Source organism: Microbacterium sp. LWH12-1.2 (genome assembly GCF_040675825.1).
Lineage (GTDB): Bacteria > Actinomycetota > Actinomycetes > Actinomycetales > Microbacteriaceae > Microbacterium.
The window spans coordinates 2,983,998-3,007,257 of the sequence record NZ_JBEGIJ010000001.1 but is presented as its reverse complement, the minus strand read 5'-3'; the positions used below and the strand labels follow the sequence as shown (position 1 = coordinate 3,007,257).

Genomic DNA, 23,260 nt, shown 5'->3' with positions numbered 1-23,260 from the left:
GGTTTCGCTGAGGTCGAATCGATTCGATAGGCTTCCGGGATGGATACCGTTCTCACTCGTTCGCAGTTCGTGCGCTGGCGCGCCGCCATCTTCGCCATCTTCCTCGCCAGCGGACTGTCGATCGCGACGTGGGCGTCGCGGGTTCCCAGCATCAAGATGGATCTCGGGCTCGACAACGCGCAGGTCGGCATGATCCTCCTCGGCATGGGCATCGCGTCGATCATCGGCATCTCGACGAGCCCCGCCGTGATGGCGCGCACCGGCGCGCGGCGCGGAATGCTCATGGCGATGCTCACCTTCGCCGCCGGCATCGCCCTCATCGGCCTGGGCGCGACGGTCTTCACCTCGGTCCCCGTCGTGCTCCTCGGCATGGCGCTGTTCGGATTCGGCAACGGCTGCGTCGACGTGATGATGAACGTCGAGGCCACGGCGATCGAGCAGCAGATGGGCAAGACGATCCTGCCGGTGTTCCACGCCTTCTTCAGCTTCGGCACGGTTCTCGGCGCCGGGGCTGGCGCTCTCGCCGCCGGTTCGGGCATCGATGTCGCGACCCACGCGTCGATCATGGCTGCGGCCATCGCCGTCATCGCCGTCGTCTGCTTCTTCCAGGTCCCGGCGCGCGAAGCCGCTCTCGATCCCGAGGGCCACGAGAAGCCGGCGTGGCGCCAGCGGATGCACGTCGCCCTCGAGGCGTGGCGCGAGCCGCGCACCTACCTGCTCGGCATGGTCATGCTCGGCATGTCGTTCGCCGAGGGTGGGGCCAACGACTGGATCGCGCTCGGCGCCGAACAGGGCCACGGCTTCGACGAGGGCACCGGCGCGATCGCGCTGGCGGTGTTCTCGGTCGGCATGACGGTGCTGCGCCTGTTCGGCGGACCGCTCGTCGATCGCTTCGGCCGCGTCGCTGTGCTGCGCGTGCTCGCGGTGGCAGCGGCGTCCGGCATCCTGCTGTTCATCCTCGGCTCCTCCCTGCCGATCGTCCTCGTCGGCGCAGCGCTCTGGGGTGTCGGGGCCTCGCTCGGCTTCCCCCTCGGCATGTCGGCGGCAGCGGATGACCCGGCGAAGGCGGCCGCGCGGGTGAGCGCGGCCGCGACCATCGGCTATGTCGCCTTCCTCGGCGGCCCTCCGGTGCTCGGCGTGATCAGCGAGCACATCGGGCTGCTGAACACCCTGTTCATCCTGGTCGCGCTCGTCGTGGCATCCGGATTGTTCTCCGGAGCCGCACGCCCGCTCCGCGACGACGAGAAGACCTCAGCGAACTGATCGGCGGGACGCTCGTCAGCGATCGCGCTGACGAGCCAGGGCCGCCGCATGCGAGCGACTCCTGGCCCCGAGCTTGGCGAGCACGTTCGACACGTGCGTCTTGACCGTCGGCACCGAGATCCCCAGGCGATGCGAGAGCTGGGCGTTCGACCACCCGCGCAGGATGCCGTCGAGCACCTCCTGCTCCCTGGCCGTGAGGTCGGCACGGGTCACGCCTTCGCCCGTCGCGTCGACGTCGGTCGCGGAGGGCGAGTTCGATATGGCGGCGAGCGCACGCCGGGTCACCCGAGAGTCGAGCACTCCCTCACCTGCGGCGACGGTCCGCACCGCCTGAACGAGGGTCTGGGCATCCGCCGTCTTGAGCAGGAATCCCGCGGCGCCCGCCCGGATCGCGCCGAACACGAGCTCGTCCTCATCGAAGCTGGTGAGCACGAGCACTTCGCCGAGGCCGCGCTCGACGATCTCCCTGGTTGCAGAGACACCATCGCGCCCCGGCATCCGCAGGTCCATCAGCACGACGTCCGGGCGCAGCGCGGCGGCATTGCGCACGGCGACATCGCCGTCGGCCGCTTCGCCGACCACGGTCAGTCCGTGCGCTTCGAGCATGATGCGCAAGGCCTCCCGAATGGCGCCATGGTCGTCGGCGAGCAGCACGCGCGGCGATGCGGCGGAAGTCATGCCCTCACCTCGATGGGGAGCACGGCTCGCACCGACCAGCCGCTGTCCGTCGGCCCGGCGCTGAAGGTTCCTCCGAGCGCGCGAACCCGCTCGGTGAGCAGGCTCAGACCCCAGCCGCTGCCCGAGTAGTCGTGCTGCGAAACCGGCGACCCTCCTCGCGATGCCACCTCCACCCGCATGGTTTCTCCGCCGTGCGCGACCACCCGCACCTCCACGTCTGCGCCCGACGCATGTCGCACGCAGTTCGCCAAGGCCTCCCGCACGACGCGGACGATCGCCTGTTCGGCCGCGGCCCCGACCGCTCCGTCGCCCTCACGCGCGAGCCGGATGCTCAAGCCGGCCCGCCGAGACGCTTCGACGATTCCCTCGAGGTCGTCGAGCCGCAGCATGGGTCGCAGCTCGTCACCGCCCTGCCGGAGCACGGCGATCATCGAGCGGAGCTCGGCGTGGGCGGCGAGCCCGGCATCGCGGACCGCACGGAGAGCAGACCGATCGGCGGTTTCGTCGGGTGGAGTCGAGAGCGCCGCCTCCGAACGGATGGCCATCGCCATCACGTGCCCGGCGACGGCGTCGTGCAGCTCGCGAGCCATCTGCTCGCGTTCGCGTCGCACGGCTTCGGCGCGGTCGCGATCGGCGGCGAGCACCGCATCCTCCGCACGCTGCCGGTGCAGCTCGGTGAGTTCATTCGCCTGCGACACCGCGACCGCCCACCAATAGTCGGTTCCGAGCAACGCGCCCATCTGCACCGCCAGCAGGAAGGCGATGGCCGGCGTCGCGACCGTGAAGAGAAGCGCGGCGGCGAAGGTCAGCACCACGGAGACGGCGAGCGCAATCAGCAGCATGCTCCGGGCGCGGGGAGTCGCGAGGAACACTGCCGTCCAGAGCACGTCGAGCAGCACGATCAGCGGGCCGAGCCCACCGACCGTCATCACGTCGATGAGGAACAGGGCGGAGGCGGCGAGCAGCGTGAGCATCGGCGCCCGCCGCTTGAAGAGAATCAGCACGGTGCCGGGAAGGGCCGTCGCGAGCGTCCACCAGGGCGACACCTCTTCCGGCATCACCGAGAACACGTCCCACACGCCGTTGAATCCGAACGCCGCCGCGACAACGCAGAAGAGGGCGATGCCGGTGGCGGTGAGGCCGTCTCCGTGTCGTCGGCACCACGCGCCCAGACGTGCAGCCGTGTGGTCGTCCATGTCTTCATGCAACCACGCGGATCCCACCGCTGCATCCGACGAAGGGATGAGAGCGGGATCGCGACCTTCGCCCGATCCGGTTCTGCGCGCTGCGCCACACAGTGGAGTCATGGAACTCTTCGCCGGGGCGCCGCTCGCCCTCTCGCTGGTCGTGCTCGCGCTGCTCGACGGACTGAGCGTGGGCACGCTGCTGATCCCCGTCTTCCTCCTGCTGAGCCCAGGGCGCGTCCGAGGAGGGCGCATCGTGCTCTACCTGGCGACGATCGCCGGGTTCTATCTCGTCATCGGCTTGCTGTTCCTCTGGGGACTCGTGAACGTCGTCGATGTCGCGAACGAGTTCCTGGGCTCCCCCACCGGTCTCTTCTGCCGACTCGTCGTCGGCGTCGGACTGGTGATCGCCGCGTTCGCGGTGCCTTCGTCGAAGCCGAAGGAGCGGGCGGATGCTGCGCACGCGGCGCAGCACGAACTGGTGGAGGCATCCGCCGAGTCCCCGGCGCGTTCCGCGGTGGCGGCCACGGATACCACTCCCCGCCCCGGCCGGATCGTGCGCTGGCGGGATCGGATGCTCGATCCGAAGACGTCGCGGGGAATGGTGATGGGCGTCGCGATCGCCGCGGGCGTCGTCGAGGTCGCGACGATGCTCCCCTACATCCTGGCGATGACGATGCTCGCCGACGCCGACGCCGGCGTCGAGGTGAGCGTGCGGATCCTGGCTCTGGCCGGCTACTGCCTGCTGATGATCCTGCCCGCGCTCGTACTGCTCGCGCTGCGGATCGTCGCCGCTCCCCTCGTGGCGCGCCCGTTGCAGCGTTTCGCCGCCTGGATGGAACGCACCGGCGCCGAGAACACGGCCTGGATCATCGGCATTATCGGCTTCCTCGTCGCGCGCACGGCGGCGAGCGAACTCGGCATCTTCGATGCACTGGCGAAGCTCGGCGGCTGAGACGGTTAGGCTCGACGGGTGCGTCTTGTCATCGCCCGCTGCTCCGTCGACTACACAGGTCGACTCAACGCCCATCTGCCGCTCGCCACGCGCCTGCTCGTGCACAAGGGCGACGGGAGTCTGCTCGTGCACTCCGACGGCGGCAGCTACAAGCCGCTGAACTGGATGAGCCCGCCCTGCTCCCTCTCGACCGAGGAACCAGGTGAGGAAGAGGCCATCGCCGGGGTGACCGAGGTGTGGCGGGTCACGCACAAGAAGACCGGAGATGCGCTGCGCGTGCAGATCTACGAGGTCATCCACGACTCCTCGCACGAACTGGGCATCGACCCCGGCCTGCAGAAGGACGGCGTCGAAGCCGACCTGCAGCGACTGCTCGCCGAACAGGTCGACCTCATCAGCGAGGGCGCGACGCTGGTGCGCCGCGAATTCCCGACGGCGATCGGTCCGGTCGATCTCATGGTGCGGGATGCCGCCGGCATGGCGATCGCCGTCGAGGTGAAGCGCCGCGGCGACATCGACGGCGTCGAACAGCTCACGCGTTACCTCGAACTGCTCGGGCGTGACCCTCACCTCTCCCCCGTGCAGGGCGTGTTCGCCGCACAGGAGATCAAGCCGCAGGCGCGCGTGCTCGCCGAGGACCGCGGCATCCGCTGCCTGGTCCTCGACTATGACGACATGAAGGGCATCGAGTCCGGAGTACCCCGGCTGTTCTGAGGCTCTGCCTCGCCGCCATAGGCTGGATCCATGCCTCACTCCCCCTATTCCTGCGTGCTGTGGGATGTCGACGGCACGATCGTCGACGCCTCCGTCGGCATCCTCCGTCGGCTGAACATCGCCCTCACCCACTTCGGCCACCCGGCACCGACGCGGGAGGACCTCGTGCACTGGATCGGTCCGCCGATGTTCCAGTCCTTCCAGGACCAGGTGGGAATGACGCCGGCCGAGGCGGCCGAGGGTGTCAAGTTCTACCGCACGCTCGGCAAGGCCGACGGCTACACGACCGACGTCGCCACCTACCCGGGCGTGACCGATCTCATCCACGACCTGCTCGCGGCGGGCGTGCCGCAGGCGACGGCGAGCTCGAAGCCCGAGCTGCAGGTCGATGCGCTGGTCGACCACTTCGGGTTGCGGCCGGCGTTCCTGGCGACCGTCGGCTCGACACCCGACGAGGCGACGCTCGCGTCGAAGACCGATATCGTCGCCGAGGCGCTGCGCCGGCTTCGCGAGCGCGGGGCAGACACCTCGCGGCCCGTGTTGATCGGCGATCGGCACCACGATGTCGAAGGCGGCAATGCGAACGGCGTGCCGGTGATCTTCGTCGAGTGGGGGTTCAGCGATCTGCACGAGGGCGATGAGGCGGCGTTCCGCGCGGCCACCGTCGAGGAGCTTCGCGCGCTGCTGTTGACCTGATCCCGATCACCTGTTCGAGGCCGTGACACACCACTGATCCCCGAAAAGCACAGAACTCCCTGCCGGAAGACGCAAGCGTCTCCGGTCAGGGAGTTCTGTATTGCCCGCCCTTAGAGGGGGCGGATGTTCTCTGCCTGCAGGCCCTTGGGGCCCTGCGCGACATCGAACTCGACTCGCTGGTTCTCATCGAGAGACCGGTAGCCGGATGATTCGATGGCGGAGTAGTGCGCGAAAACGTCAGCGCCGCCGTCGTCGGGGGAGATGAAGCCGAAGCCCTTCTCCGAGTTGAACCACTTGACCGTGCCTTGGGTGCTCATGTACTGCCTGTTCTGCTGATGAAGAAGCCGACGCAGGTATGCCCCGACATCGCTAACGGTAGTGGAGCGAGGGCCGAGGGCAATAGCCGCTGCCAGAAGGTGATCCAAATGTTGCAAGAGCGGTGTGGCTCCGGCGCTGAGCCGCGTGGAGGATCGGGCGTTTCTCGCCCGGAAAATTGTGTGGCCCTCACCGCGGGGGGAGCGATGAGGGCCGAAGACGACCGGAGGGTGCGTCAGAATCAGCATATCGCACGTTCTGGAGATTTGTCCCCCATATGGGGGACAAAATCGAAAATTCGTGGGAGGATGAACTGGAGCGGCCCCCTCGAATAGTCCATTGGGGATTGAACTACTCGAGTGGGCCCGATCGCATGCACGGATCGTCGGCCATCTGGGGAAGGCCACCCGCCATCTGGGGAACGACGGAGACGATCGAGTCCCCTCGTGCATGCGCCTTCACCATAGGTGCGAAGGATGATCAGGTCCTCGGGGGTTGACAACGCGCAGCGATCGCCAACCCCCAGGGACATGGTCAGCACGACCGCAGGTTTCGGGGATGACGGACGCACAGCACGGGTGATTCACCCGGCGCCCGATGCCCCCGAGACCGCGGTGGTCACCGTCGCGACAGCGTCGTGAGCGTGGCGAGATGGTCGCTTTCACCGGCGCGCATCGTCGAGGCCGACCCGACGTCGAAGCCGCGCTGGAACACGTGGTCGATCTTGACGAGCGGAAGCGCAGCCGGCCAGCTGAAGCCGGTGGTCCCGATGTTCGGTCGCACGAGATCCAGTTCGGCGCCCAGGAACCGGAGCGCGGGATCAGTGGTCGCCGCGTTGAAGTCTCCCAGGGCGATGACCTGGGGAGACGGATCGTCGCGCACGGTCGCGGCCAGTGCGGCGAGCATGTCATCCCGGGCCGTCTGCGCTCCCGGCCGCAGCGACGCGGCATGGATGAGGTACACGCTCGTGTCCCCGCCAGGGGTCTGCACCGTCACGTGAAGCGCGCGCTTCCATCCGAGCCCGAGGTCCAGCGGCTCCTCCGCCACCAGGGGGTTCATGCTCCAGATGCCGACAGTGCCGACACCATAGGAGTAGGGATACTTCGCCGCGAAGACGCGATTCGCCGCTTCCCGACTGGAGTCGTCCAGCTCGGTGAGCGTGATGAGATCCGGGTGGTGGGACAGGATGTCCGTCGCCGAGCCCTCGCCGCCGCCGGACTGCGCGCGCACGTTCTGACTCGCGATCGTCAGGGGGGTCGCCGTAGGTGTCCCAGGGAAGGCCGGAAGAGCGGGGGCTATGGCGACGAGCCAGAGGAGCACCGCTGCCGAAGCCGGAATGGCCGCGCGACGAAAGATGATGAAGATGGCGAGTGCGACGGCGATCGAGACCACGCCGAGCAGCGGCAGGATGACCGACACCGCCGTACCGATCGGTCCGGGGATCCATCCGCAGGCGATGATGACGGCGATGACGACGTTGACCCCGACCAGCCTGCGCGCCGTACGACGACGAGCGGCCTGGCCTGTTCGCCGCATCGTGGTCTGGTCGTCGTTTCGCATGCACCACCATCATGTCCGTATCCTCCTGTGACGTCTCTGGACGGGGCGACTCGCGGTGCCTCAGATCGGTAATCTGGGGAGATGCCGATGCTGAACAAGGACATGACGCTGTGCATCTCGCTGTCAGCTCGGCCGAGCAACAACGGGACACGCTTCCATAACTTCCTCTACGAAGCGCTCGACCTCAACTGGATCTACAAGGCCTTCGCGCCCACCGACCTCGGTCAGGCCATCGCCGGCGTGCGGGGTCTCGGCATCCGGGGCTGCGCCGTCTCGATGCCGTACAAGGAAGACGTGATCGCGCTCGTCGACCGGATGGATCCCTCTGCGACGGCGATCGACTCCGTGAACACGATCGTGAACGACGACGGCGTACTCACGGCCTACAACACCGATTACTCGGCGATCGCGCAGCTGATCGAACGAAACCGACTCGACTCCACAGCATCGGTGCTGCTTCGCGGCTCCGGCGGCATGGCGAAGGCGACCGCCGCCGCGTTCCGCGACGCGGGCTTCGTGAACGTGACGATCGTCGCGCGGAACGAGGGCGCCGGGCGTGCTCTGGCAGATCTGTACGGCTTCGGATGGATGCCGGATGCCGGCGACTCCACCGCCGACATCCTGGTGAACATCACCCCCATCGGCATGGCCGGAGGCCCGGACGAGCACGCCCTGTCGTTCACCGAAGAGGCGATCGCCGCCGCATCCGTGGTGTTCGACGTGGTCGCGCTGCCGGCCGAGACCCCGCTGGTCGTCGCGGGGCGCGCAGCGGGGAAGACGGTGATCAGCGGCGCCGAGGTCGCCACCCTGCAGGCGCTCGAGCAGTTCGTGCTGTACACCGGCATCCGCCCCAGTACCGAGCAGGTGCGCGCGGCCGAGGAGTTCATGCGGGCGTCCTCGGTCTGACCTCAGGTGATGGCCGCGATCACCGGGCATCGCGGGTGCGTGGGCCCGGTCTCGATCAGCAGGGCAAGAGCGTCTCGCACGCGCTGCAGGTCGACGATCTTCTGATCGAGTTCGACGAGCTTCTCGGCGACCTGGTCGCCGACGTCGCCGAAGGTGATGAGCTCAGGCCTGTCGGAGAGACGGAGCACGTCACCCACCTCGCGCAGGGTGAACCCGAGGCGCTGGGCACGGCGGATGAACCGCACGCGCTGCACCGCGTCGGCCGTGTACGAGCGGTAGCCCGCGGCGGATCGTTCGTCGGGCTCGACGAGCCCCTGCCGCTCGTAGAAGCGGACGGTGCTCACCGCCACGCCGGCGGAGCCGGCGAGGCGTCCGATGCTCAGCGCCGGCGCAGGCGCAGCAATCCGCTCAGCTGCAGAACCAGCCACAGGACCTCCCCGATCAGGAACACGACGACGGTCGTGCTCTGCCCATTCAACAGCGCCCAGATCATCCACAGCGAGAATGCCGCCCTGCCGGCGGTGTCGATCGCGATGAACCGCGGCTCAGGGCGGAGCACTCGAGCCAGAGCCCACATCGTCACGGCCGTGCCGAACATGCTCACGAACATGAGCCCAGCGGCGTCGAAGGCTGGGAGCTGAGCGCCCGGGAGGTCGAACGCATCATGGATCCAGCGTGTGGCGTCGAAGAGGAGCGAGGCCGTGAAGGGTGTGGCGAATCCGACGGTCACGATGAGGTCGTAGACCGCTCCGGCGCGGCCCCAGCGCGGTCGGTCGAAGTCGGCGGTCAGGGGGCGTGTGATGGTGCTGGATTGGGTCATGTCGCCATCGTCGACCCTGAACCATGGTGCAGGGTCAAATCCGGGTCGTCGCCGGGCTCGACCTCGGGTAGATCGCAGTCCCCTCACGATCGTGAGCTCACAGCTCGATACCTGGGTACCCTAGGCCCATGACCGCGCCTCGCTCCGCTCGACCGTCCATCGCCCGGCGGATGTCCGGGGTGATCGCCCTGGCGACCGTGGTCGCTCTCTCGCTCGCCGCCTGCACCGGTGGCGATGACCCCGGCGTCACCGAGGGCGGCCAGGGCTTCCCCGACGACGGATGCACGCACATCACCGTCGCGACCTCCTCCGAGAAGGTCAACATGCTCGACGAGCTGGCGAAGGCCTTCAAGGACTCGCCGGAGCACAAGGGCCTCGACACCTGCGCGACGGTGCGCCCGACCAACGTGTCGTCCGGCAACGCCACGCGCTTCCTGACCTCCGGCGAGGACTGGCCGAGCGACGACCAGACGCTGTGGCCCACGCTGTGGTCTCCGGCATCCACCGTCTGGACCGATCGCGTCGCCGCCGCGGCATCCCAGAACCTGGTGGGAGACCCGAAGTCGTTCACCCGCACCCCGATCGTCTTCGGGATGCCGGAGCCGATGGCCGAGGCGCTGGGCTGGCCCGGCAAGCCGATCAGCATCACCGACCTCTCCCGCCTGTGCCAGGATCCCGCCGGCTGGGGCGCGGTGGGCAAGGACATCTGGGGCGCCTTCAAGATCTCGAAGACCAACCCCAACACCTCCACCACCGGGCTCTCGACGATCTTGATGCAGTCCTATGAGGCATCGGGCAAGGCCGAGGGACTCACCGCTGCCGACGTCGATGCCTCCGCCGACTTCTCCCGCGTGTTCGAGGAGTGCGTGATCCACTACGGAGACACCACCGGCAACGTGCTCACGACGCTGTACGACGAGACGCAGAACGGTGCGAACGGGTCTGCGTACGTGTCGGCCGTCGCCTTGGAGGAGACGTCGCTGATCAACTACAACACCGGAAACCCCGACTCGCACACGGTGCAGCCGGGCGAGACGCTCACGCCGCCGAAGACGAAGCTGGTCGCGGTGTACCCGGCGGGCGGTTCGTTGTGGTCGGACAACCCGATCACGGTGCTCGGCGCGGACTGGGTGACGGCCGAGCAGCGCACGGCGGGCGAGGCCTTCGCCGCGTTCGTGCAGACCGCGGCGGCGCAGAAGGTGCTGCCGGAATACGGCTTCCGCCCTCTCGACGAGTCGGTTCCGCTCGGTGATCTGTTCACCGCCGAGTACGGCATCGACCCCGCGCAGCCCGCAGTGACGCTGCCGAAGCCGGATGTCGACGTGATCTCGTCGGCGATCGATCAGTGGACCCAGGTGCGCAAGCCTTCGTCTGTGCTGGAACTGATCGACATCTCGGGGTCGATGGATGACCCGATCGGCGACGGCCGCTCCCGTCTGGACGGCGCGATCCAGGGTGCGCAGAAGACCCTCGACCACTTCCGCTCCACCGATGAGATCGGCGTGTGGGCGTTCACCACGGGCATCACCTCCGACGAGGGCGACGGCATCCAGGTGCTGCGCGACGTCTCGGCGCTCGGCTCCGATGGCGAGAAGCTCGACTCGTCCCTCGAGGACCTGCACTATGCGCAGCGCAACGGCACACCCCTCTACGATTCGGTGCTCCTGGCGTACGAGGACATGCGCGAGCGCGCGGAGCCGGGGCGCATCAACGCGATCGTGGTGCTCTCGGATGGTGAGGACACCGATTCCTCGATCTCACTCGATTCGCTGATCGCGAAGATCGGCAAGAGCACGAAGGAGGGCGGCGATGACGCTCCGGTGCGCATCTTCACGATCGTGTACGGCGAGGGCGCGGATCCCACAGCGCTGCAGCGGATCGCGGACGCCACAGGCGGACAGCTCTTCGATGCGTCGGATGCCGCGCGGATCGACCTCGTGTTCGCCTCCGTGATCAACAACTTCTGAGATGGCAATGTTCATCGCCACGTCTTCGTCGGGATGGGTCGACGACGCCATCGCCGGAATCCAGGCCGGTGACGTGTACGTCGATCCTGCCGTTTCGGGGGCTTCCGATCTGCAGTCCGCGCTGACGGAGGTGATCCCGGGCGACGGCTCGATAGCCGTCGTGGTGCTGCCAGCGGATGCCGCGATCGAGAACCAGCAATACGACACCTACATCCTCGATCAGCTCACGAAGGCTGCAGATCAGCAGACGGTGATCCTGGCAATCGGTGACGATCTGATGGCAGATTCCGTCGCGATCGACGGGGTCGACGCGCTGCGGATCGCCAACGAGAATCAGACGTCGGCCGCAAGCACCCAGGCGGCGCTCGTCGAAACCGTGCAGGAGATCTCGGCCGAGACACCGACCTCACCCGGGGGCGGCGGAGGCGGAGGCGTCGACCTGTTGCTCCCGGTGGTGATCGGCGGAGTCGTGCTCGCCGCCGCCGCCGGCACGGCGATCGCGCTGATCGCTCGCCGCCGTCGCAAGCCCGCCGTCTCGACAGACCCGGTGCCGGCCGGCATCCGTCTTCGGGTGAACCGCCTGCGCGAATTGCGCGCCGACTACGCGGCTCTTCCCGGCAATCCGGTCGCCGCCGAGACCGCCGCGGGCATCGACGCGCTCGCCTCGCACGTCGAGCAGCTCTTCGCTCGACTCGATGCCAAGGCGGGCGAGGATCAGACCACCATCGCCGAGGCGGAGTACTCCGACAAACTCGCCAGGCTCGTCGCCGCGCTCGACCGCGACTACCTGCTCGACCTGTTGACGCGCCCTGACCTGTGGGATGACCCCGACGAGCGAGTGGGTGAGGTCCGCGAGGCCCTCTCCGCCGTCTCGACGCAGATCGTCGACAACATCAAGCAGGTGAACGCCCGCAAGGGACTGTTGTTCCAGGTCTCGCTCGACTCGCTGATCGGCCGGTCGGAGCTGCGCGACTGGGAGCGTCAGTTCAAGAAGAACTCGGGGGAATGACCGAGGTCAGGCCGCCGGTGCCGCTGTGGAGGCGCGGACGATCAGCTGCGAACCCAGCGTCGCGATGTCGCCGATGACAGCGCCCGACATCGCCTGCAGGAGCAGATCGACCCCGAGTGCGCCGCTGCGCTCGATCGGCATCCGGACGGTCGTGAGCGCTGGGGTCACCGCGCCGGCGAGATCGATGTCGTCGATGCCGACGATGCTGACGTCGGCGGGGCAGCGACGCCCGAGTTCCAGCATCCCGGCCTCGAGGCCGAGCGCGACGAGGTCGTTGTAGGCGACGACGGCCGTGGCGCCGCTCGCCACGGCCGGGGCAGCGGCAGCGCGCCCGCCCTGGATGGATGCGGCGTGGTGGCTCAGCTGCGTGAGACGGATGCCGTGACGCTCACAGGCCCGCGCGATCGTGTCCGCCCGGCGCACGTCGGCCCACGAACCACGGGGCCCTGCGGCGTAGGCGATGTGGGTGTGCCCGAGCGCTGCAAGGTGTTCGATCGCCTGGCCGGGGCCGTGCTCGGTGTCCATCAGCACGCACGGCGCGCCGTCGATCTGACGGTTGATCACCACATAGGGAGTGTCGCCGACCAGCTCGAGGAGCTCGTCGTCCGGCAGACGCGGCGAGCACAGCAGCATCCCGTCGAGCTTGCGCGCCTGCTCGATCTGCTCGCGCTCTCGGCGAAGGTCTTCATCGGCGTCGAACAGCACGATGCGGTGACGGCCATGCCAGGCCTGCCCCTGAATCGCCTTGAGGAGAGTCGCGTACACCGGGTTCGCGACGTCCGGCACGACGACTCCGAAGGTGCGGGTGACGGTGGCGGATTGCGGCGTGGCGTAGCCGAGCTCCCCTGCGGCCTCGAGCACGCGCCCGAGAGTGTTCGGCGCGAGACGATCCGGTTCTCCGAAGGCTCGAGAAGCGGTCGCGATCGACACACCTGCACGCCGCGCCACGTCTGTCAGCGTCGCTGCCATGTGCACCTCCCACCCTCGCAGCAATCCTACGATCCTTCCCCTCGATGTAAAACGGGTTGACAATGTTTGTACAACTGATACACACTTGTTTGCATGACGATCATCGCCGATCACCCTGAGTGGTACCCGGCCCACAGCGAAGGAGCTGCCGCGTGAGCAACGAAGCGCAGTCCCTGCACCGCTCCGCCTCCACGACAGTCGCTCCGCTGGTCACCCCCGCCGGGGCCGGCATCCTGCACCTCGGGCTCGGGAGCTTCCACCGTGCGCACCAGGCGGTCTACACGGCCGCCGCCCTGCAGTCCGCCGGCGGCGACTGGGGCATCATCGGCGTCGCCTCGCGCTCGCGCTCGATCGTCGACGCCCTGCACGCCCAGGACTTCCTCTACTCGGTCGCGACGATCGCTCCCGGCAGCACATCCCTCAGCATCCCCGGCGTGCACACTGACGCCTTCGTGGGCGCTGAGCAGCCCGAGCGCGTCGTCGCCCAGATCGCCGACCCCCGCATCCGCATCGTGACCCTCACCGTCACCGAGAACGGCTACAGCTACTCCCCTGCCACGCAGCACCTGGACCTCGACGACGACACGGTGCGCGCCGACCTGCGCGGCGGTGCCGCGCGCTCGACGATCGGGCAGCTCGCCCGCGGGCTCCAGGCCCGCGCGGCCGCCGGCGGCGCGCCGATCTCGATCCTCAGCTGCGACAACCTCGCCGCCAACGGTGCCCACACCGAAGGACTCGTCCGCGAATTCCTGCACGAGCTCCCCGGATCCGAGGCCCTCGACGCCCTCGCGTTCCTCGATCGCGCCGTCTCGTTCCCGTCGAGCATGGTCGACCGCATCGTGCCGTCGACGACCGCCGAACTGCGCGTCCGCGTCAGCGCCCTGCTCGGCGCCCGCGACGAGGTCCCCGTGCCCGCCGAGCCGTTCACGATGTGGGCGATCGAAGATCGTTTCGCCGGCGGTCGCCCCGCCTGGGAGGCGGGCGGCGCGGTCTTCACTGACGAGGTCGGACGCTATGAGCAGATGAAGGTGCGGCTGCTCAACGGCACGCACTCCCTCATCGCCTACCTCGGCGCCCTGAGCGGAGTCGGCACGATCCCCGAGGCGATCGGGCTCGACGGCATCGAGAGCGCCGCCCGCGCGGTTCTGCGTGACGAGTACGAACCGTCCATCGCCGTGCCCACCGGTGTCGACATCCGCGCGTACGAGAGCGAGCTGTTCGAGCGCTGGGCCAACAGCGCCCTCGGTCACCGCACCAGCCAGGTCGGCACCGACGGCTCGGTCAAGCTCCGCCAGCGCATCCCGGAGCCGGCACTTCTCAGCCTCCGCGGCGGCGAGATGCCGCACCTGATCGCCCTGACCGTCGCCGGGTACCTCTCCTGCATCGCTCCACTTCCGGGCTTCGACCCCGGCCCGCACGCCGCGGCGATGACCGATGGCGCACGGGAGCGTCTCGCCGGATACGCGGCGTCGGCGCGCAACGGCCGCGAGCTGGCGCAGCGCGTCATCGGCGAACTCCACCTGTTCGGCGAGGAGCTCGGGGCACAGGATGCCTTCATCACCCGCGTCGGCGAGCTGATCGACACCATCCAGAGGCGGGGCGTCGATCACGCGATCGCCGATGCCGTCTCGGCATCCCGAACCACCACGAAGGAGATGCAGCCATGAAGGCACTCGCCATCCACGGCAAGGAAGACATCCGCTGGGAGGATCGCGATGCTCCGACCCCCGGCGACGGAGAGGTCCGCCTCCGCGTGCACTATGTGGGCATCTGCGGGTCAGACCTGCACTACTACTTCCACGGCGCCAACGGCGAGTACACGATCCGCGAGCCGCTGACCCCCGGCCACGAACTCTCCGGTGTCGTCGACCTCGACCCGTCCGGCCGCCTGGCCCCGGGTACGCCCGTCACCGTGCACCCCGCGCGCTACGGCCCCGTCGTGCCGGGCCTCGAAGACCGCCCGCACCTGCGCCCCGGTGGCGACTACTTCGGCAGCGCGGCGGCGAACCCGCACCGTCAGGGCGGAGCATCCGAGCTGCTGATCGTCGAGGACCACATGGTCCGCGTGCTCCCCGCCTCGCTGCCCCTCGAGCGCGCGGCCCTGGCCGAGCCGCTGGCCGTCGCGATCCACGCCGTCAACCTCGCCGGTGACGTCGCCGGCCGTCGCGTGCTCGTGATCGGCGCCGGCCCGATCGGTCTGCTCGTCGTGGCTGCAGCAGTCAACGCCGGGGCCGCCGTCGTCGGCGCGAGCGACGTGCGCGCCGAACCGCTCGAGCGTGCGCAGTCCCTCGGCGCGACCGAACTGTCGCTCGTCCGCCGCGACACGATCGAGAACGAGTCCTACGACATCGTCTTCGAGTGCTCCGGCGTCGGGGTCGCCCTCACGCAGGCCGTGCGCGCTGCGCGCCGGGCCGGAACCATCGTGCAGGTCGGGATGCTCCCCAACGCCGACATCGGGGTGAACCTCGCTCCGATGCTCGCGAAGGAGCTGACCATCCGCGGCGCCTTCCGATTCTCCACCGAGATCGACGACGCGGTCGCCCTGCTGGCCGAGTCCGACGCCCTCGATTCCGTCATCTCCCACGTTCTCCCGGCATCCGACGCCGTCCAGGCGTTCGAGCTCGCTCGCGACTCGTCCGCTTCGGCCAAGGTCCTGCTTTCCCTCTAGCGACACCTCGCTGCCCCGCGCCCCCCGCGCACATCACTACAAAGGAGTATTCCGATGAGCAGTTCCTTCGTCCCCGGTGTGGAGGCCCCCGCGGCGCCGCCCACCGCCAAGCGCTCGATGGGCGACCTCGTTCGAGCCGCCGTCTCCGGCTGGCTCGGCACCGCCCTGGAGTTCATGGACTTCCAGCTGTACTCGCTCGCTGCAGCCCTCGTGTTCAGCCAGCTGTTCTTCGCGGGTGAAGACCCCGGCATGGCGGTCGTGCTCGCGATGGCCACGTACGGCGTCGGCTACGTCGCCCGCCCGATCGGCGCATTCGTGTTCGCTCGCATCGGTGATCGCGTCGGCCGCCGCAAGGTGCTGTTCTACACGATCCTCCTCATGGGTGCGGCGACCACGCTGATCGGCTTCCTGCCCACGTATGAGCAGGTCGGCATCCTCGCTCCGATCCTCCTCGTGATCCTGCGTCTCGCTCAGGGCTTCGGCGCCGGTGCCGAGATCTCGGGCGCCGGAGTCATGCTGTCGGAGTACGCGCCCGCCAACCGCCGCGGCGTCATCGCCTCGCTGGTCGCCCTCGGCACCAACTGCGGCACGCTGTTCGCCTCGGCGATCTGGGCCATCCTGCTCGCCGTCATGCTCGAGAGCGATGTCATCGCCTGGGGCTGGCGCATCCCGTTCATCGGCAGCGCCGTCATCATGCTCTTCGCGCTGTGGGTGCGGTTCAACCTCAAGGAGAGCCCGGTCTTCGAGGAGCGCAGCGACGTCGTCGACGGCAAGGCCCTTTCGCGCGACGAGGTCGTCAAGCTCGCCACCGAGACCAACGACATCCGCACGCTGGAGTCGCTCGAACGCAAGCCGCTCAAGGCGATCATCGTCTCGTTCTTCCTGCGCTTCGGCCAGGCCGGCAACTCGGGCATGGTGCAGACGTACCTCATCTCGTTCATCACGATCACCCTCGCGATGTCGAAGGAGGTCGGCCCGGAGGTCGTCATCGTCTCGTCACTGATCGGCTTCCTCACGATCCCGCTCATGGGCCTTCTCGGCGACAAGTTCGGCCGTCGCCGGATGTACATCATCATGACGTCGCTGTCTCTCGTGCTGATCGTGCCCACCCTGCTCATGATCAACACCGCCGAGCTCGTGTGGGTCTTCGTCGGCTACGCGCTGATCCACAACATCTCGGTCCTCGGCCTCGCGTCGATGGAGAACATCTCGATCCCTGAGATCTTCGGCGCCCGCAACCGCTACACGCTCACCGCCATGGTGCGCGAGATCGCGGCCATCATCGCCACCGGCGTCGGCCCGATCGTCGTCGCGGCGTGGGTCTCGGCGACCACGGGCAGCATCGTCCCGGTCATGATCCTGATGGGCGTCTTCACGGCATCCGCTCTCGTGGCCGCCATCTGGGCTCCCGAGTGGACGGGGCGCGATCTCACCGATCCGCGCGCCGCCATGTGACCCACCGTCCCACCTGAGAACCCGGGGTGCGGCCGCCCGAACGGCCGCACCCCCACACCACGAGGAAAACGACATGACCATCGAGCTCGTCGACGTCAACATCACCAGCCCAGGACGCAACTTCGTCACGCTCAAGATCACGACCTCCGACGGGATCGTCGGCTGGGGTGACGCCACGCTCAACGGACGCGAGCTCGCCGTCGCCTCCTACCTCTCCGACCATGTCGCCTCGATGCTCATCGGCCGCGATGAGGACCGGATCGAAGACACCTGGCAGTACCTCTACCGCGGGCCGTACTGGCGTCGCGGCCCGGTCACGATGGCGGCGATCGCCGCGGTCGACATGGCGCTGTGGGACATCAAGGCCAAGAAGGCCGGGATGCCGCTGTACCAGCTGCTGGGCGGCGCCAGCCGCGAGGGCGTCCGCGTCTACGCGCACGCCTCCGGCACCGACTACGCGGCCCTGAAGAACGCGATCACCGGCTACGAGGAGCTCGGCTACACCGCCGTACGCGTGCAGACCGGCGTGCCCGGCCTCGGCCAGATCTACGGCGTCTCGTCGACCGGCCCTGGAGTGCGCTACGACTACGAGCCGGCCAAGCGCTCGGGCGACCGTCCCAGCGAGGAGACGTGGGACACCCGCAACTACCTCAATCACATGCCCGGAATCTTCGCCCAGATCCGCGAGGACTTCGGCACCGACCTGCGCATCCTGCACGACGGACACCACCGGATGTCGCCGATCGAGGCCGCACGCTTCGCGAAGGACATCGAGCCGTACGATCTGTTCTGGCTCGAGGACTGCACCCCCGGTGAGGACCAGACCGCCCTGCGCCTCGTGCGCCAGCACTCGACGACGCCGCTCGCGATCGGCGAGGTGTTCAACTCCGTCTTCGACTATCAGACCCTCATCACCGAGCGGCTGATCGACTACGTGCGCTCGGCCGTCACGCACACCGGTGGCATCACGGCGATGAAGAAGCTGCTCGATTTCGCCGCGATCTACGGCATCAAGTCCGGCATCCACGGGCCGACCGACATCTCGCCGGTCGGCATGGCCGCGGCGCTGCATCTGGATCTCGCGATCCACAACTTCGGCATCCAGGAGTACATGCCGCACAACGAGAAGACGCTCGAGGTGTTCCAGACCTCGTTCACCTTCGACAAGGGCTTCCTGCACCCCGGTGACCAGCCCGGTCTCGGCGTGGAGCTCGACGAAGAAGCCGCGGCCGGACACGAGTACACGAAGGCGTACCTGCCGGTGAACCGTCTGCTCGACGGGACCGTGCATGACTGGTGAGCTCGGTCGGGTCGCGCTGCCCGATCGCACGGTCGAATCGCGCCTGATCGTCGTGGCGCGCGCACAGCGGGCGACGGACTACGACGCCGTCCTCGACGTGCTCGTCGACGCCGGCATCCGCAGCGTCGAGCTCACGCTCACGACGCCTGGCACATTCGGGCATCTCCCCCGGCTGCTCGAACGATTCGGCGACGCGATCGATCTCGGCGTCGGCACCGTCACGAACTCGGACGACCTGGCGCGTGCGATCGATGCCGGGGCCGATTACATCGTGACGCCGATCACCTCGACCGCGTTCGTCACGCAGGCGAAGGGTGCCGGTGTGCCGATCGTTCCGGGCGGGCTGACGCCGACCGAGCTGTTCGCCTCGTGGTCCGCCGGTGCGTCGGCGGTGAAGATCTTCCCGGCCGGACAGGTCGGACCCTCCTATCTGAAAGATCTGCGCGGACCCTTCCCCGACCTCGTCGCCGTGCCCTCCGGAGGCGTCGACCTTGCCGGCGCCGAGGCCTGGCTTCGCTCCGGCGCGGTCGCAGTGAGCATCGGCGGCCCGCTGCTCGGCGATGCCTTCGGCGGCGGCGATCTGCAGGCTCTGCGCGAGCGCGCCGCCGCGTTCGTCGAGGTCTGCGCTCGGAGCGCGGAGTGACCTCTGCGTCTGTCGTCACCCTCGGCGAGACCATGGCGCTCGTGCGCACGACCGAGATCGGCTCGCTGCGTCACGCGAACTCCCTGGCCTTCGGCATCGGTGGTGCAGAGAGCAACGTCGCGATCGGTCTCGCCCGCCTCGGCGTCGCCACGTCGTGGCTCGGCCGCGTCGGAGACGACTCCCTCGGCGAACGGGTGGCGCGGGAGATCCGCGGCGAAGGCATCGACGTACGCGTGATCGTCGATCCGGATGCCGCGACCGGCCTGATGGTGAAGGAGCGCCCCTCGGCCGCATCCACCGCCGTGCACTATTACCGTGCGGGGTCGGCGGGGTCGCGACTGCATCCGGATGACCTTCCGCAGGGGTGGATCGAAGAGGCGTCGCTGCTGCACATCACCGGCATCACTCCCCTGCTCTCCGACACGGCGCTGGCGACGTTGCACACGGCGATCGACCGCGCGCGAGCCGCCGGCGCGATCGTGAGCTTCGACATCAACTACCGTTCGTCCCTGGCGAGCGCCGAGGCCGCTTCGCCCCTTCTGCGCGAGCTCGCCGAGCGGGCCGACATCGTCTTCGGCGGCGCCGAGGAGTTCGCGATCCTGTACCCGGGATCGTCCGGGGCGGATGCCGCTGCAAGGTTGCGGGATGCCGGATGCGCGACGACCGTGCTCAAGCAGGGCCCGGACGGCGCGACGGCGTTCTCGGGTGATGCCGTCGTCGTGTCACCAGGATCCACGATCGACGTCGTCGACACCGTCGGTGCAGGTGATGCGTTCGTCGCCGGCTACCTGAGCGCGCTGCTCGACGGCCTCGATCTCGATGCGACGCTGCGGCGCGCGAACGCGTGCGGCGCGATGGCCTGCCTGGTGCCCGGTGACTGGGAGGCCGCGCCGACGCTGCGCGAGCTCGAACGATTCCTCGACGGCGCCGGCGACCCCGTACGGCGCTGATGACGTCGGGGCGGCCCGGCGTCAGTTGATGATCTCGGCGCGATCGTCGGCGTGCAGGGCGGCGAGTCGCTCTCTCCACGCGGCGAGTGCGTCGGGAGTGAGCCGCGTCCAGTCCGTGACCTCGCGCACGACGCGTATCGGCGCGCTGCTGCGGTACGACCGCGTCGGATTTCCGGGGAACTTCTTGTCGGTCACGTTCGGGTCGTTCTCGAACTCGCCGGTCGGCTCGACCTCGTAGACGCGTGGTTCACGGTCGCCGGGTGCGAGTTCGGCCGCGAGCCCCGCTCCATCGGGCAGAGCCGTGAAGTAGATGTGGTTCATCACGATCTCGGGCCGGTAGTTCGACCGGAAGCCGGCCGTCAACAGATCGCCGCGGCCGAGATCCGCCTTCGTGCCGTGAAAGAACGGACCGTCATCCCGTGCATCGCTCACCGGAACAGCCTATGACGATGACGGGCTGAGCCGAAGGGCTGTCCGTCATCGGATTTCGTCTCTGAGGTCTCGCGGCTCGTCGCGGACGGCCTCCGGTTCGTCACCCGGAGCGAGATCACCCCGTCCGTCCTCGCCCAGCTCGGCGTCGAGCGGCTCCTCGCCCTGCGTCTCTGGCTGCTGCTGATCGGTCGGGAACGAGTCATCCGTGACGTCGTCGACCGGGGGAATGCCCGGCATCTCCGGCGGCAGGCTGTTCGCGAATGCGTCGATGTTCGACATGGTGCGCTCCTTGGGTCGTGATCGAGCGTCCATCGTCCGTCCGATCCGCGGCGAGCGCAGGACGGTTGACAAGGGGGCGATTCATCCCCGCTGCAGACCCCGCCAGAAGATGTCACCCGCGGTGTCGACGAGCACGTCGACCGGCACACCGTCCAGCAGACCCCCGGATGCGAGCGATGCGATGCCGTGGAACGCCGAGAACGCGGCAAGCGCGATCCGGTGCGGATCCCCCGGCCCGATCGCTCCCACCTCCTGGGCTGCGACGACCACCCGAATGGTGAGTTCCATCGACGCCTGGCCCGCGGCGAGGAGCTCCGCGCGAGCGTCAGGAGCGTGCTTCATCCCGAACATCAAGGTGAGAAGAGTGGGCTGCGCGAGCGCGAAGGCGACATACGCGCGGGCGAGCTCGTCGAACCTGTTCCGGGCTGCGGCCGGGGTCGTCGCATCACGGCGGGTAGCCTCTTCGAGCGCCGCCGCCAGACGGTGGAAGCCGTCTTCGGCGAGCGCGTCGAGCAGCGCCTGCTTGTCGCGGAAGTGCCGGCTCGGCGCGGCATGGCTGACCCCGGCTTGCCGGGCCAGCTGACGCAACGACAGCGCGTCGACACCGTCGTTCTCGATGCTGGATGCAGCGGCCTCAAGGAGGGTCCGGCGCAGATCGCCGTGATGGTAGGGCTGCGGGGGCACCCGACGAGTCTATCTCGATGTTGTCATTGACAACAAGAGCGGATGCCGACACAATGATGTCACTGTCTACATTGCTGAATCGACTGAAGGACTGCACCATGACGCTTGACCTCCGCGGGGGAACCGCACTCATCACCGGCGCGAGCTCAGGGCTCGGCGTCGAGTTCGCCCGACGGTTCGCCGCGCGCGGATCTGATCTGGTGCTCGTCGCCCGTCGGGTCGACCGCCTCGAGAAGCTCGCCGCCGAGTTGCGGGCCGCCACGCGCGCGAAGGTCGAGGTCGTTCCCGCCGACCTCGGAGTCACCGGTGCCGCGAGCGCCCTGCACGAAGGGCTCGACCGCCGCGGGATCCGCGTCACCTCGCTGGTCAACAACGCGGGTTTCGGCACCCACGGCGCGTTCGATGAGGCCGATCCGGAGCGGATGCTGAGCGAGATCCAGCTGAACGTGGCCACGCTCGTCGAGCTGTCGCGTGCATTCATGCCGCAGCTGCTCGAAGGGCACGGGGCGCTCGTCACGGTCGCGAGCACGGCGGCGTATCAGCCGACACCCGGCATGGCCGTGTACGGCGCGACCAAGGCGTTCGTGCTGAGCTTCACCGAGGCGCTGTGGGCCGAGGCGCGAGGAACCGGACTGCGCGTCCTCGCCGTGAGTCCTGGATCGACGAAGACGGAGTTCTTCGACGTCGTCGGCACCGACGATGCCTCCGTCGGCCGCCAGCAGACCGCGAGTCAGGTCATCGATGCGGCGTTCCACGAGCTCGACCGCGCGAACGGCGGGCCCAGCGTCATCTCCGGCCGCGTCAACCACCTCACGGCATTGGGCACGCGGTTGCTCTCGCGTCGCGCGCTGGCGCAGACGAGCGCCCGCGTCCTGGGCGAGGTGCGGATGTCGAAAAGGTCGCGGCGCGCGGACGCCAAGTAGCCTCGTCGGCGCGGCGCGACGGGGAGCGTCAGTTCAGGAAGAGCTCGGGAAAACGGGGCGCGGCTCGTAACTGTTGCGCGCGGCCATGACGATCAGACTGCCGAGCACCATGCCCACGGTGTTCGCGATGAGGTCGCTCACGTCCGTGACGCGGCCGGGCAGGAAGAGCTGGGTCGCCTCGACAGCGGCCGACACGGCGAAGCCGATCGTGGCGAGCACGAGCCAGCTGGCGTGCCGGAACCAGAGGGCGGCCAGCATCCCGAAGGGCACGAACATCAGCACGTTGGCGGCGACCTGGAAGTCGAGACTCGGGACGCTCAAGGACAGAGAGAGGAAGGGGGAGATGGGCAGGAACGGAAAGGGCACGCTCCCGACGACGCGCTCGATGATCTCCCGGAAGGACCCGACCGCACCTTGCGGGCCGAGGGTGATTGCTGCGACGAGCGCTGTGTAGGCGATGGTCGCGGCCGCGAGCGGCACGCGCGAGCGGGGCGGGGCGACTTCCTGCTCGGTTCTTTCGATCGTGAGAATGCTCATCGTCTCTCCTGGGCTCGTTGAGGTGATTCCTTCCATCTGACCGGGACGCCTGTTGCCTTGGCGTCTGCGTTTTTCAATACGCTCCGCATATGTCGATGCCCGGCTTGACAGCTTTCCCGCACACAGAAAAAGCCCCTGACCGGGAAACCCAGGTCAGGGGCTCTTCTTCTCGCTGTGCGCGAGGGGGGACTTGAACCCCCACGTCCATAAGGACACTGGCACCTGAAGCCAGCGCGTCTACCATTCCGCCACTCGCGCGAGTGTCTCGTTCCGAAGAACTCAACTTCACGACAATATCACGCGATTCCGCGCTCGCCCAACGCGCGCGGACCCCTGACGCGGCGGCGAGACGC

General features: G+C 68.3%; 25 protein-coding genes and 1 tRNA gene. 14 read left to right on the top strand and 12 right to left on the bottom strand.

What is annotated here, in order from left to right; translation table 11 throughout:
* Positions 1-39: 39 nt before the first annotated feature.
* Positions 40-1,263, top strand: a complete 1,224-nt coding sequence (locus MRBLWH12_RS14395) for an MFS transporter (protein WP_363550073.1) — start codon at positions 40-42, stop codon at positions 1,261-1,263.
* Between the two features lie 15 nt (positions 1,264-1,278).
* Here the strand turns inward: MRBLWH12_RS14395 and MRBLWH12_RS14390 are convergent, their stop codons facing one another.
* Both MRBLWH12_RS14390 and MRBLWH12_RS14385 read right to left on the bottom strand, forming a co-directional pair.
* A complete protein-coding gene (locus MRBLWH12_RS14390; protein ID WP_363550070.1) occupies positions 1,279-1,941 on the bottom strand; it encodes a response regulator transcription factor in 663 nt (220 codons plus the stop codon).
* Positions 1,938-3,137, bottom strand: a complete 1,200-nt coding sequence (locus MRBLWH12_RS14385; RefSeq protein WP_363550067.1) for a sensor histidine kinase — start codon at positions 3,135-3,137, stop codon at positions 1,938-1,940. Before MRBLWH12_RS14385 ends, MRBLWH12_RS14390 begins: the two co-directional genes overlap by 4 nt.
* 109 nt (positions 3,138-3,246) lie before the next feature.
* Between MRBLWH12_RS14385 and MRBLWH12_RS14380 the strand changes: the two genes are divergently transcribed.
* The 3 genes from MRBLWH12_RS14380 to MRBLWH12_RS14370 are packed head-to-tail and all read left to right on the top strand — an operon-like array spanning position 3,247 to position 5,490.
* The gene (locus MRBLWH12_RS14380; RefSeq protein WP_363550064.1) at positions 3,247-4,080 is read left to right on the top strand and encodes a GAP family protein; all 834 of its coding nucleotides are present in this window, start codon (positions 3,247-3,249) and stop codon (positions 4,078-4,080) included.
* An 18-nt stretch (positions 4,081-4,098) separates the two neighbouring features.
* On the top strand, positions 4,099-4,794 hold the full coding sequence (gene nucS, locus MRBLWH12_RS14375; protein WP_363550061.1) for an endonuclease NucS: 696 nt from the start codon (positions 4,099-4,101) through the stop codon (positions 4,792-4,794).
* Between the two features lie 30 nt (positions 4,795-4,824).
* Complete coding sequence (locus MRBLWH12_RS14370; protein ID WP_363550058.1) at positions 4,825-5,490, top strand: HAD hydrolase-like protein; 666 nt, start codon at positions 4,825-4,827, stop codon at positions 5,488-5,490.
* A 110-nt stretch (positions 5,491-5,600) separates the two neighbouring features.
* Here MRBLWH12_RS14370 and MRBLWH12_RS14365 read toward each other — a convergent pair whose 3' ends face one another.
* Both MRBLWH12_RS14365 and MRBLWH12_RS14360 read right to left on the bottom strand, forming a co-directional pair.
* Positions 5,601-5,807, bottom strand: coding sequence for a cold-shock protein (locus tag MRBLWH12_RS14365; RefSeq protein WP_046014597.1), 207 nt, complete (start codon positions 5,805-5,807; stop codon positions 5,601-5,603).
* 616 nt (positions 5,808-6,423) lie between these two features.
* Positions 6,424-7,365 carry an endonuclease/exonuclease/phosphatase family protein gene (locus tag MRBLWH12_RS14360; RefSeq protein WP_363550055.1) on the bottom strand — a complete coding sequence of 314 codons (942 nt, stop codon included), beginning with the start codon at positions 7,363-7,365 and terminating at the stop codon, positions 6,424-6,426.
* Between the two features lie 81 nt (positions 7,366-7,446).
* Between MRBLWH12_RS14360 and MRBLWH12_RS14355 the strand changes: the two genes are divergently transcribed.
* Positions 7,447-8,271: a shikimate 5-dehydrogenase gene (locus MRBLWH12_RS14355; RefSeq protein ID WP_363550052.1), complete on the top strand. Its 825-nt coding sequence runs from the start codon at positions 7,447-7,449 to the stop codon at positions 8,269-8,271.
* 2 nt (positions 8,272-8,273) lie between these two features.
* Here MRBLWH12_RS14355 and MRBLWH12_RS14350 read toward each other — a convergent pair whose 3' ends face one another.
* Positions 8,274-8,699, bottom strand: coding sequence for a MerR family transcriptional regulator (locus tag MRBLWH12_RS14350; protein WP_363550049.1), 426 nt, complete (start codon positions 8,697-8,699; stop codon positions 8,274-8,276).
* Positions 8,651-9,091, bottom strand: coding sequence for a hypothetical protein (locus MRBLWH12_RS14345; protein WP_363550046.1), 441 nt, complete (start codon positions 9,089-9,091; stop codon positions 8,651-8,653). The genes MRBLWH12_RS14350 and MRBLWH12_RS14345 overlap by 49 nt, the downstream gene beginning before the upstream one ends.
* A 128-nt stretch (positions 9,092-9,219) precedes the next feature.
* Between MRBLWH12_RS14345 and MRBLWH12_RS14340 the strand changes: the two genes are divergently transcribed.
* Both MRBLWH12_RS14340 and MRBLWH12_RS14335 read left to right on the top strand, forming a co-directional pair.
* Complete coding sequence (locus MRBLWH12_RS14340) at positions 9,220-11,058, top strand: substrate-binding and vWA domain-containing protein (protein ID WP_363550043.1); 1,839 nt, start codon at positions 9,220-9,222, stop codon at positions 11,056-11,058.
* A 1-nt stretch (position 11,059) separates the two neighbouring features.
* The gene (locus tag MRBLWH12_RS14335) at positions 11,060-12,067 is read left to right on the top strand and encodes a hypothetical protein (protein WP_363550040.1); all 1,008 of its coding nucleotides are present in this window, start codon (positions 11,060-11,062) and stop codon (positions 12,065-12,067) included.
* Positions 12,068-12,073: 6 nt separating this feature from the next.
* Here MRBLWH12_RS14335 and MRBLWH12_RS14330 read toward each other — a convergent pair whose 3' ends face one another.
* The gene (locus tag MRBLWH12_RS14330; RefSeq protein ID WP_363550037.1) at positions 12,074-13,036 is read right to left on the bottom strand and encodes a LacI family DNA-binding transcriptional regulator; all 963 of its coding nucleotides are present in this window, start codon (positions 13,034-13,036) and stop codon (positions 12,074-12,076) included.
* 152 nt (positions 13,037-13,188) lie between these two features.
* Here MRBLWH12_RS14330 and MRBLWH12_RS14325 point away from each other — a divergent pair, with 152 nt between their 5' ends.
* The 6 genes from MRBLWH12_RS14325 (at position 13,189) to MRBLWH12_RS14300 (ending at position 20,052) form a co-directional block, all read left to right on the top strand.
* Positions 13,189-14,703: a mannitol dehydrogenase family protein gene (locus MRBLWH12_RS14325; RefSeq protein WP_363550034.1), complete on the top strand. Its 1,515-nt coding sequence runs from the start codon at positions 13,189-13,191 to the stop codon at positions 14,701-14,703.
* The gene (locus MRBLWH12_RS14320) at positions 14,700-15,704 is read left to right on the top strand and encodes an L-idonate 5-dehydrogenase (RefSeq protein WP_363550031.1); all 1,005 of its coding nucleotides are present in this window, start codon (positions 14,700-14,702) and stop codon (positions 15,702-15,704) included. Before MRBLWH12_RS14325 ends, MRBLWH12_RS14320 begins: the two co-directional genes overlap by 4 nt.
* A gap of 54 nt (positions 15,705-15,758) precedes the next feature.
* Positions 15,759-17,159 (top strand): MFS transporter, encoded by a 1,401-nt coding sequence (locus MRBLWH12_RS14315; RefSeq protein WP_363550029.1) that lies wholly within the window; start codon positions 15,759-15,761, stop codon positions 17,157-17,159.
* Between the two features lie 73 nt (positions 17,160-17,232).
* On the top strand, positions 17,233-18,459 hold the full coding sequence (gene manD / locus MRBLWH12_RS14310) for a D-mannonate dehydratase ManD (RefSeq protein ID WP_341976637.1): 1,227 nt from the start codon (positions 17,233-17,235) through the stop codon (positions 18,457-18,459).
* Positions 18,449-19,102: a bifunctional 4-hydroxy-2-oxoglutarate aldolase/2-dehydro-3-deoxy-phosphogluconate aldolase gene (locus MRBLWH12_RS14305; protein ID WP_363550026.1), complete on the top strand. Its 654-nt coding sequence runs from the start codon at positions 18,449-18,451 to the stop codon at positions 19,100-19,102. The genes manD and MRBLWH12_RS14305 overlap by 11 nt, the downstream gene beginning before the upstream one ends.
* Complete coding sequence (locus MRBLWH12_RS14300) at positions 19,099-20,052, top strand: sugar kinase (protein WP_363550023.1); 954 nt, start codon at positions 19,099-19,101, stop codon at positions 20,050-20,052. Before MRBLWH12_RS14305 ends, MRBLWH12_RS14300 begins: the two co-directional genes overlap by 4 nt.
* A 21-nt stretch (positions 20,053-20,073) precedes the next feature.
* Here the strand turns inward: MRBLWH12_RS14300 and arr are convergent, their stop codons facing one another.
* The 3 genes from arr to MRBLWH12_RS14285 all read right to left on the bottom strand — a co-directional run bounded on the left by arr (position 20,074) and on the right by MRBLWH12_RS14285 (position 21,447).
* The gene (arr, locus tag MRBLWH12_RS14295; protein WP_363550021.1) at positions 20,074-20,484 is read right to left on the bottom strand and encodes an NAD(+)--rifampin ADP-ribosyltransferase; all 411 of its coding nucleotides are present in this window, start codon (positions 20,482-20,484) and stop codon (positions 20,074-20,076) included.
* A 45-nt stretch (positions 20,485-20,529) separates the two neighbouring features.
* Positions 20,530-20,763, bottom strand: a complete 234-nt coding sequence (locus MRBLWH12_RS14290; protein WP_363550018.1) for a hypothetical protein — start codon at positions 20,761-20,763, stop codon at positions 20,530-20,532.
* Between the two features lie 81 nt (positions 20,764-20,844).
* A complete protein-coding gene (locus MRBLWH12_RS14285; protein ID WP_363550015.1) occupies positions 20,845-21,447 on the bottom strand; it encodes a TetR/AcrR family transcriptional regulator in 603 nt (200 codons plus the stop codon).
* A gap of 98 nt (positions 21,448-21,545) precedes the next feature.
* Between MRBLWH12_RS14285 and MRBLWH12_RS14280 the strand changes: the two genes are divergently transcribed.
* A complete protein-coding gene (locus tag MRBLWH12_RS14280) occupies positions 21,546-22,370 on the top strand; it encodes an SDR family NAD(P)-dependent oxidoreductase (RefSeq protein ID WP_363550013.1) in 825 nt (274 codons plus the stop codon).
* A 33-nt stretch (positions 22,371-22,403) separates the two neighbouring features.
* Here MRBLWH12_RS14280 and MRBLWH12_RS14275 read toward each other — a convergent pair whose 3' ends face one another.
* Positions 22,404-22,907 carry a VanZ family protein gene (locus MRBLWH12_RS14275; protein ID WP_363550010.1) on the bottom strand — a complete coding sequence of 168 codons (504 nt, stop codon included), beginning with the start codon at positions 22,905-22,907 and terminating at the stop codon, positions 22,404-22,406.
* A 175-nt stretch (positions 22,908-23,082) separates the two neighbouring features.
* Positions 23,083-23,165 (bottom strand) — tRNA-Leu (locus MRBLWH12_RS14270).
* Between the last annotated feature and the right edge of the window lie 95 nt (positions 23,166-23,260).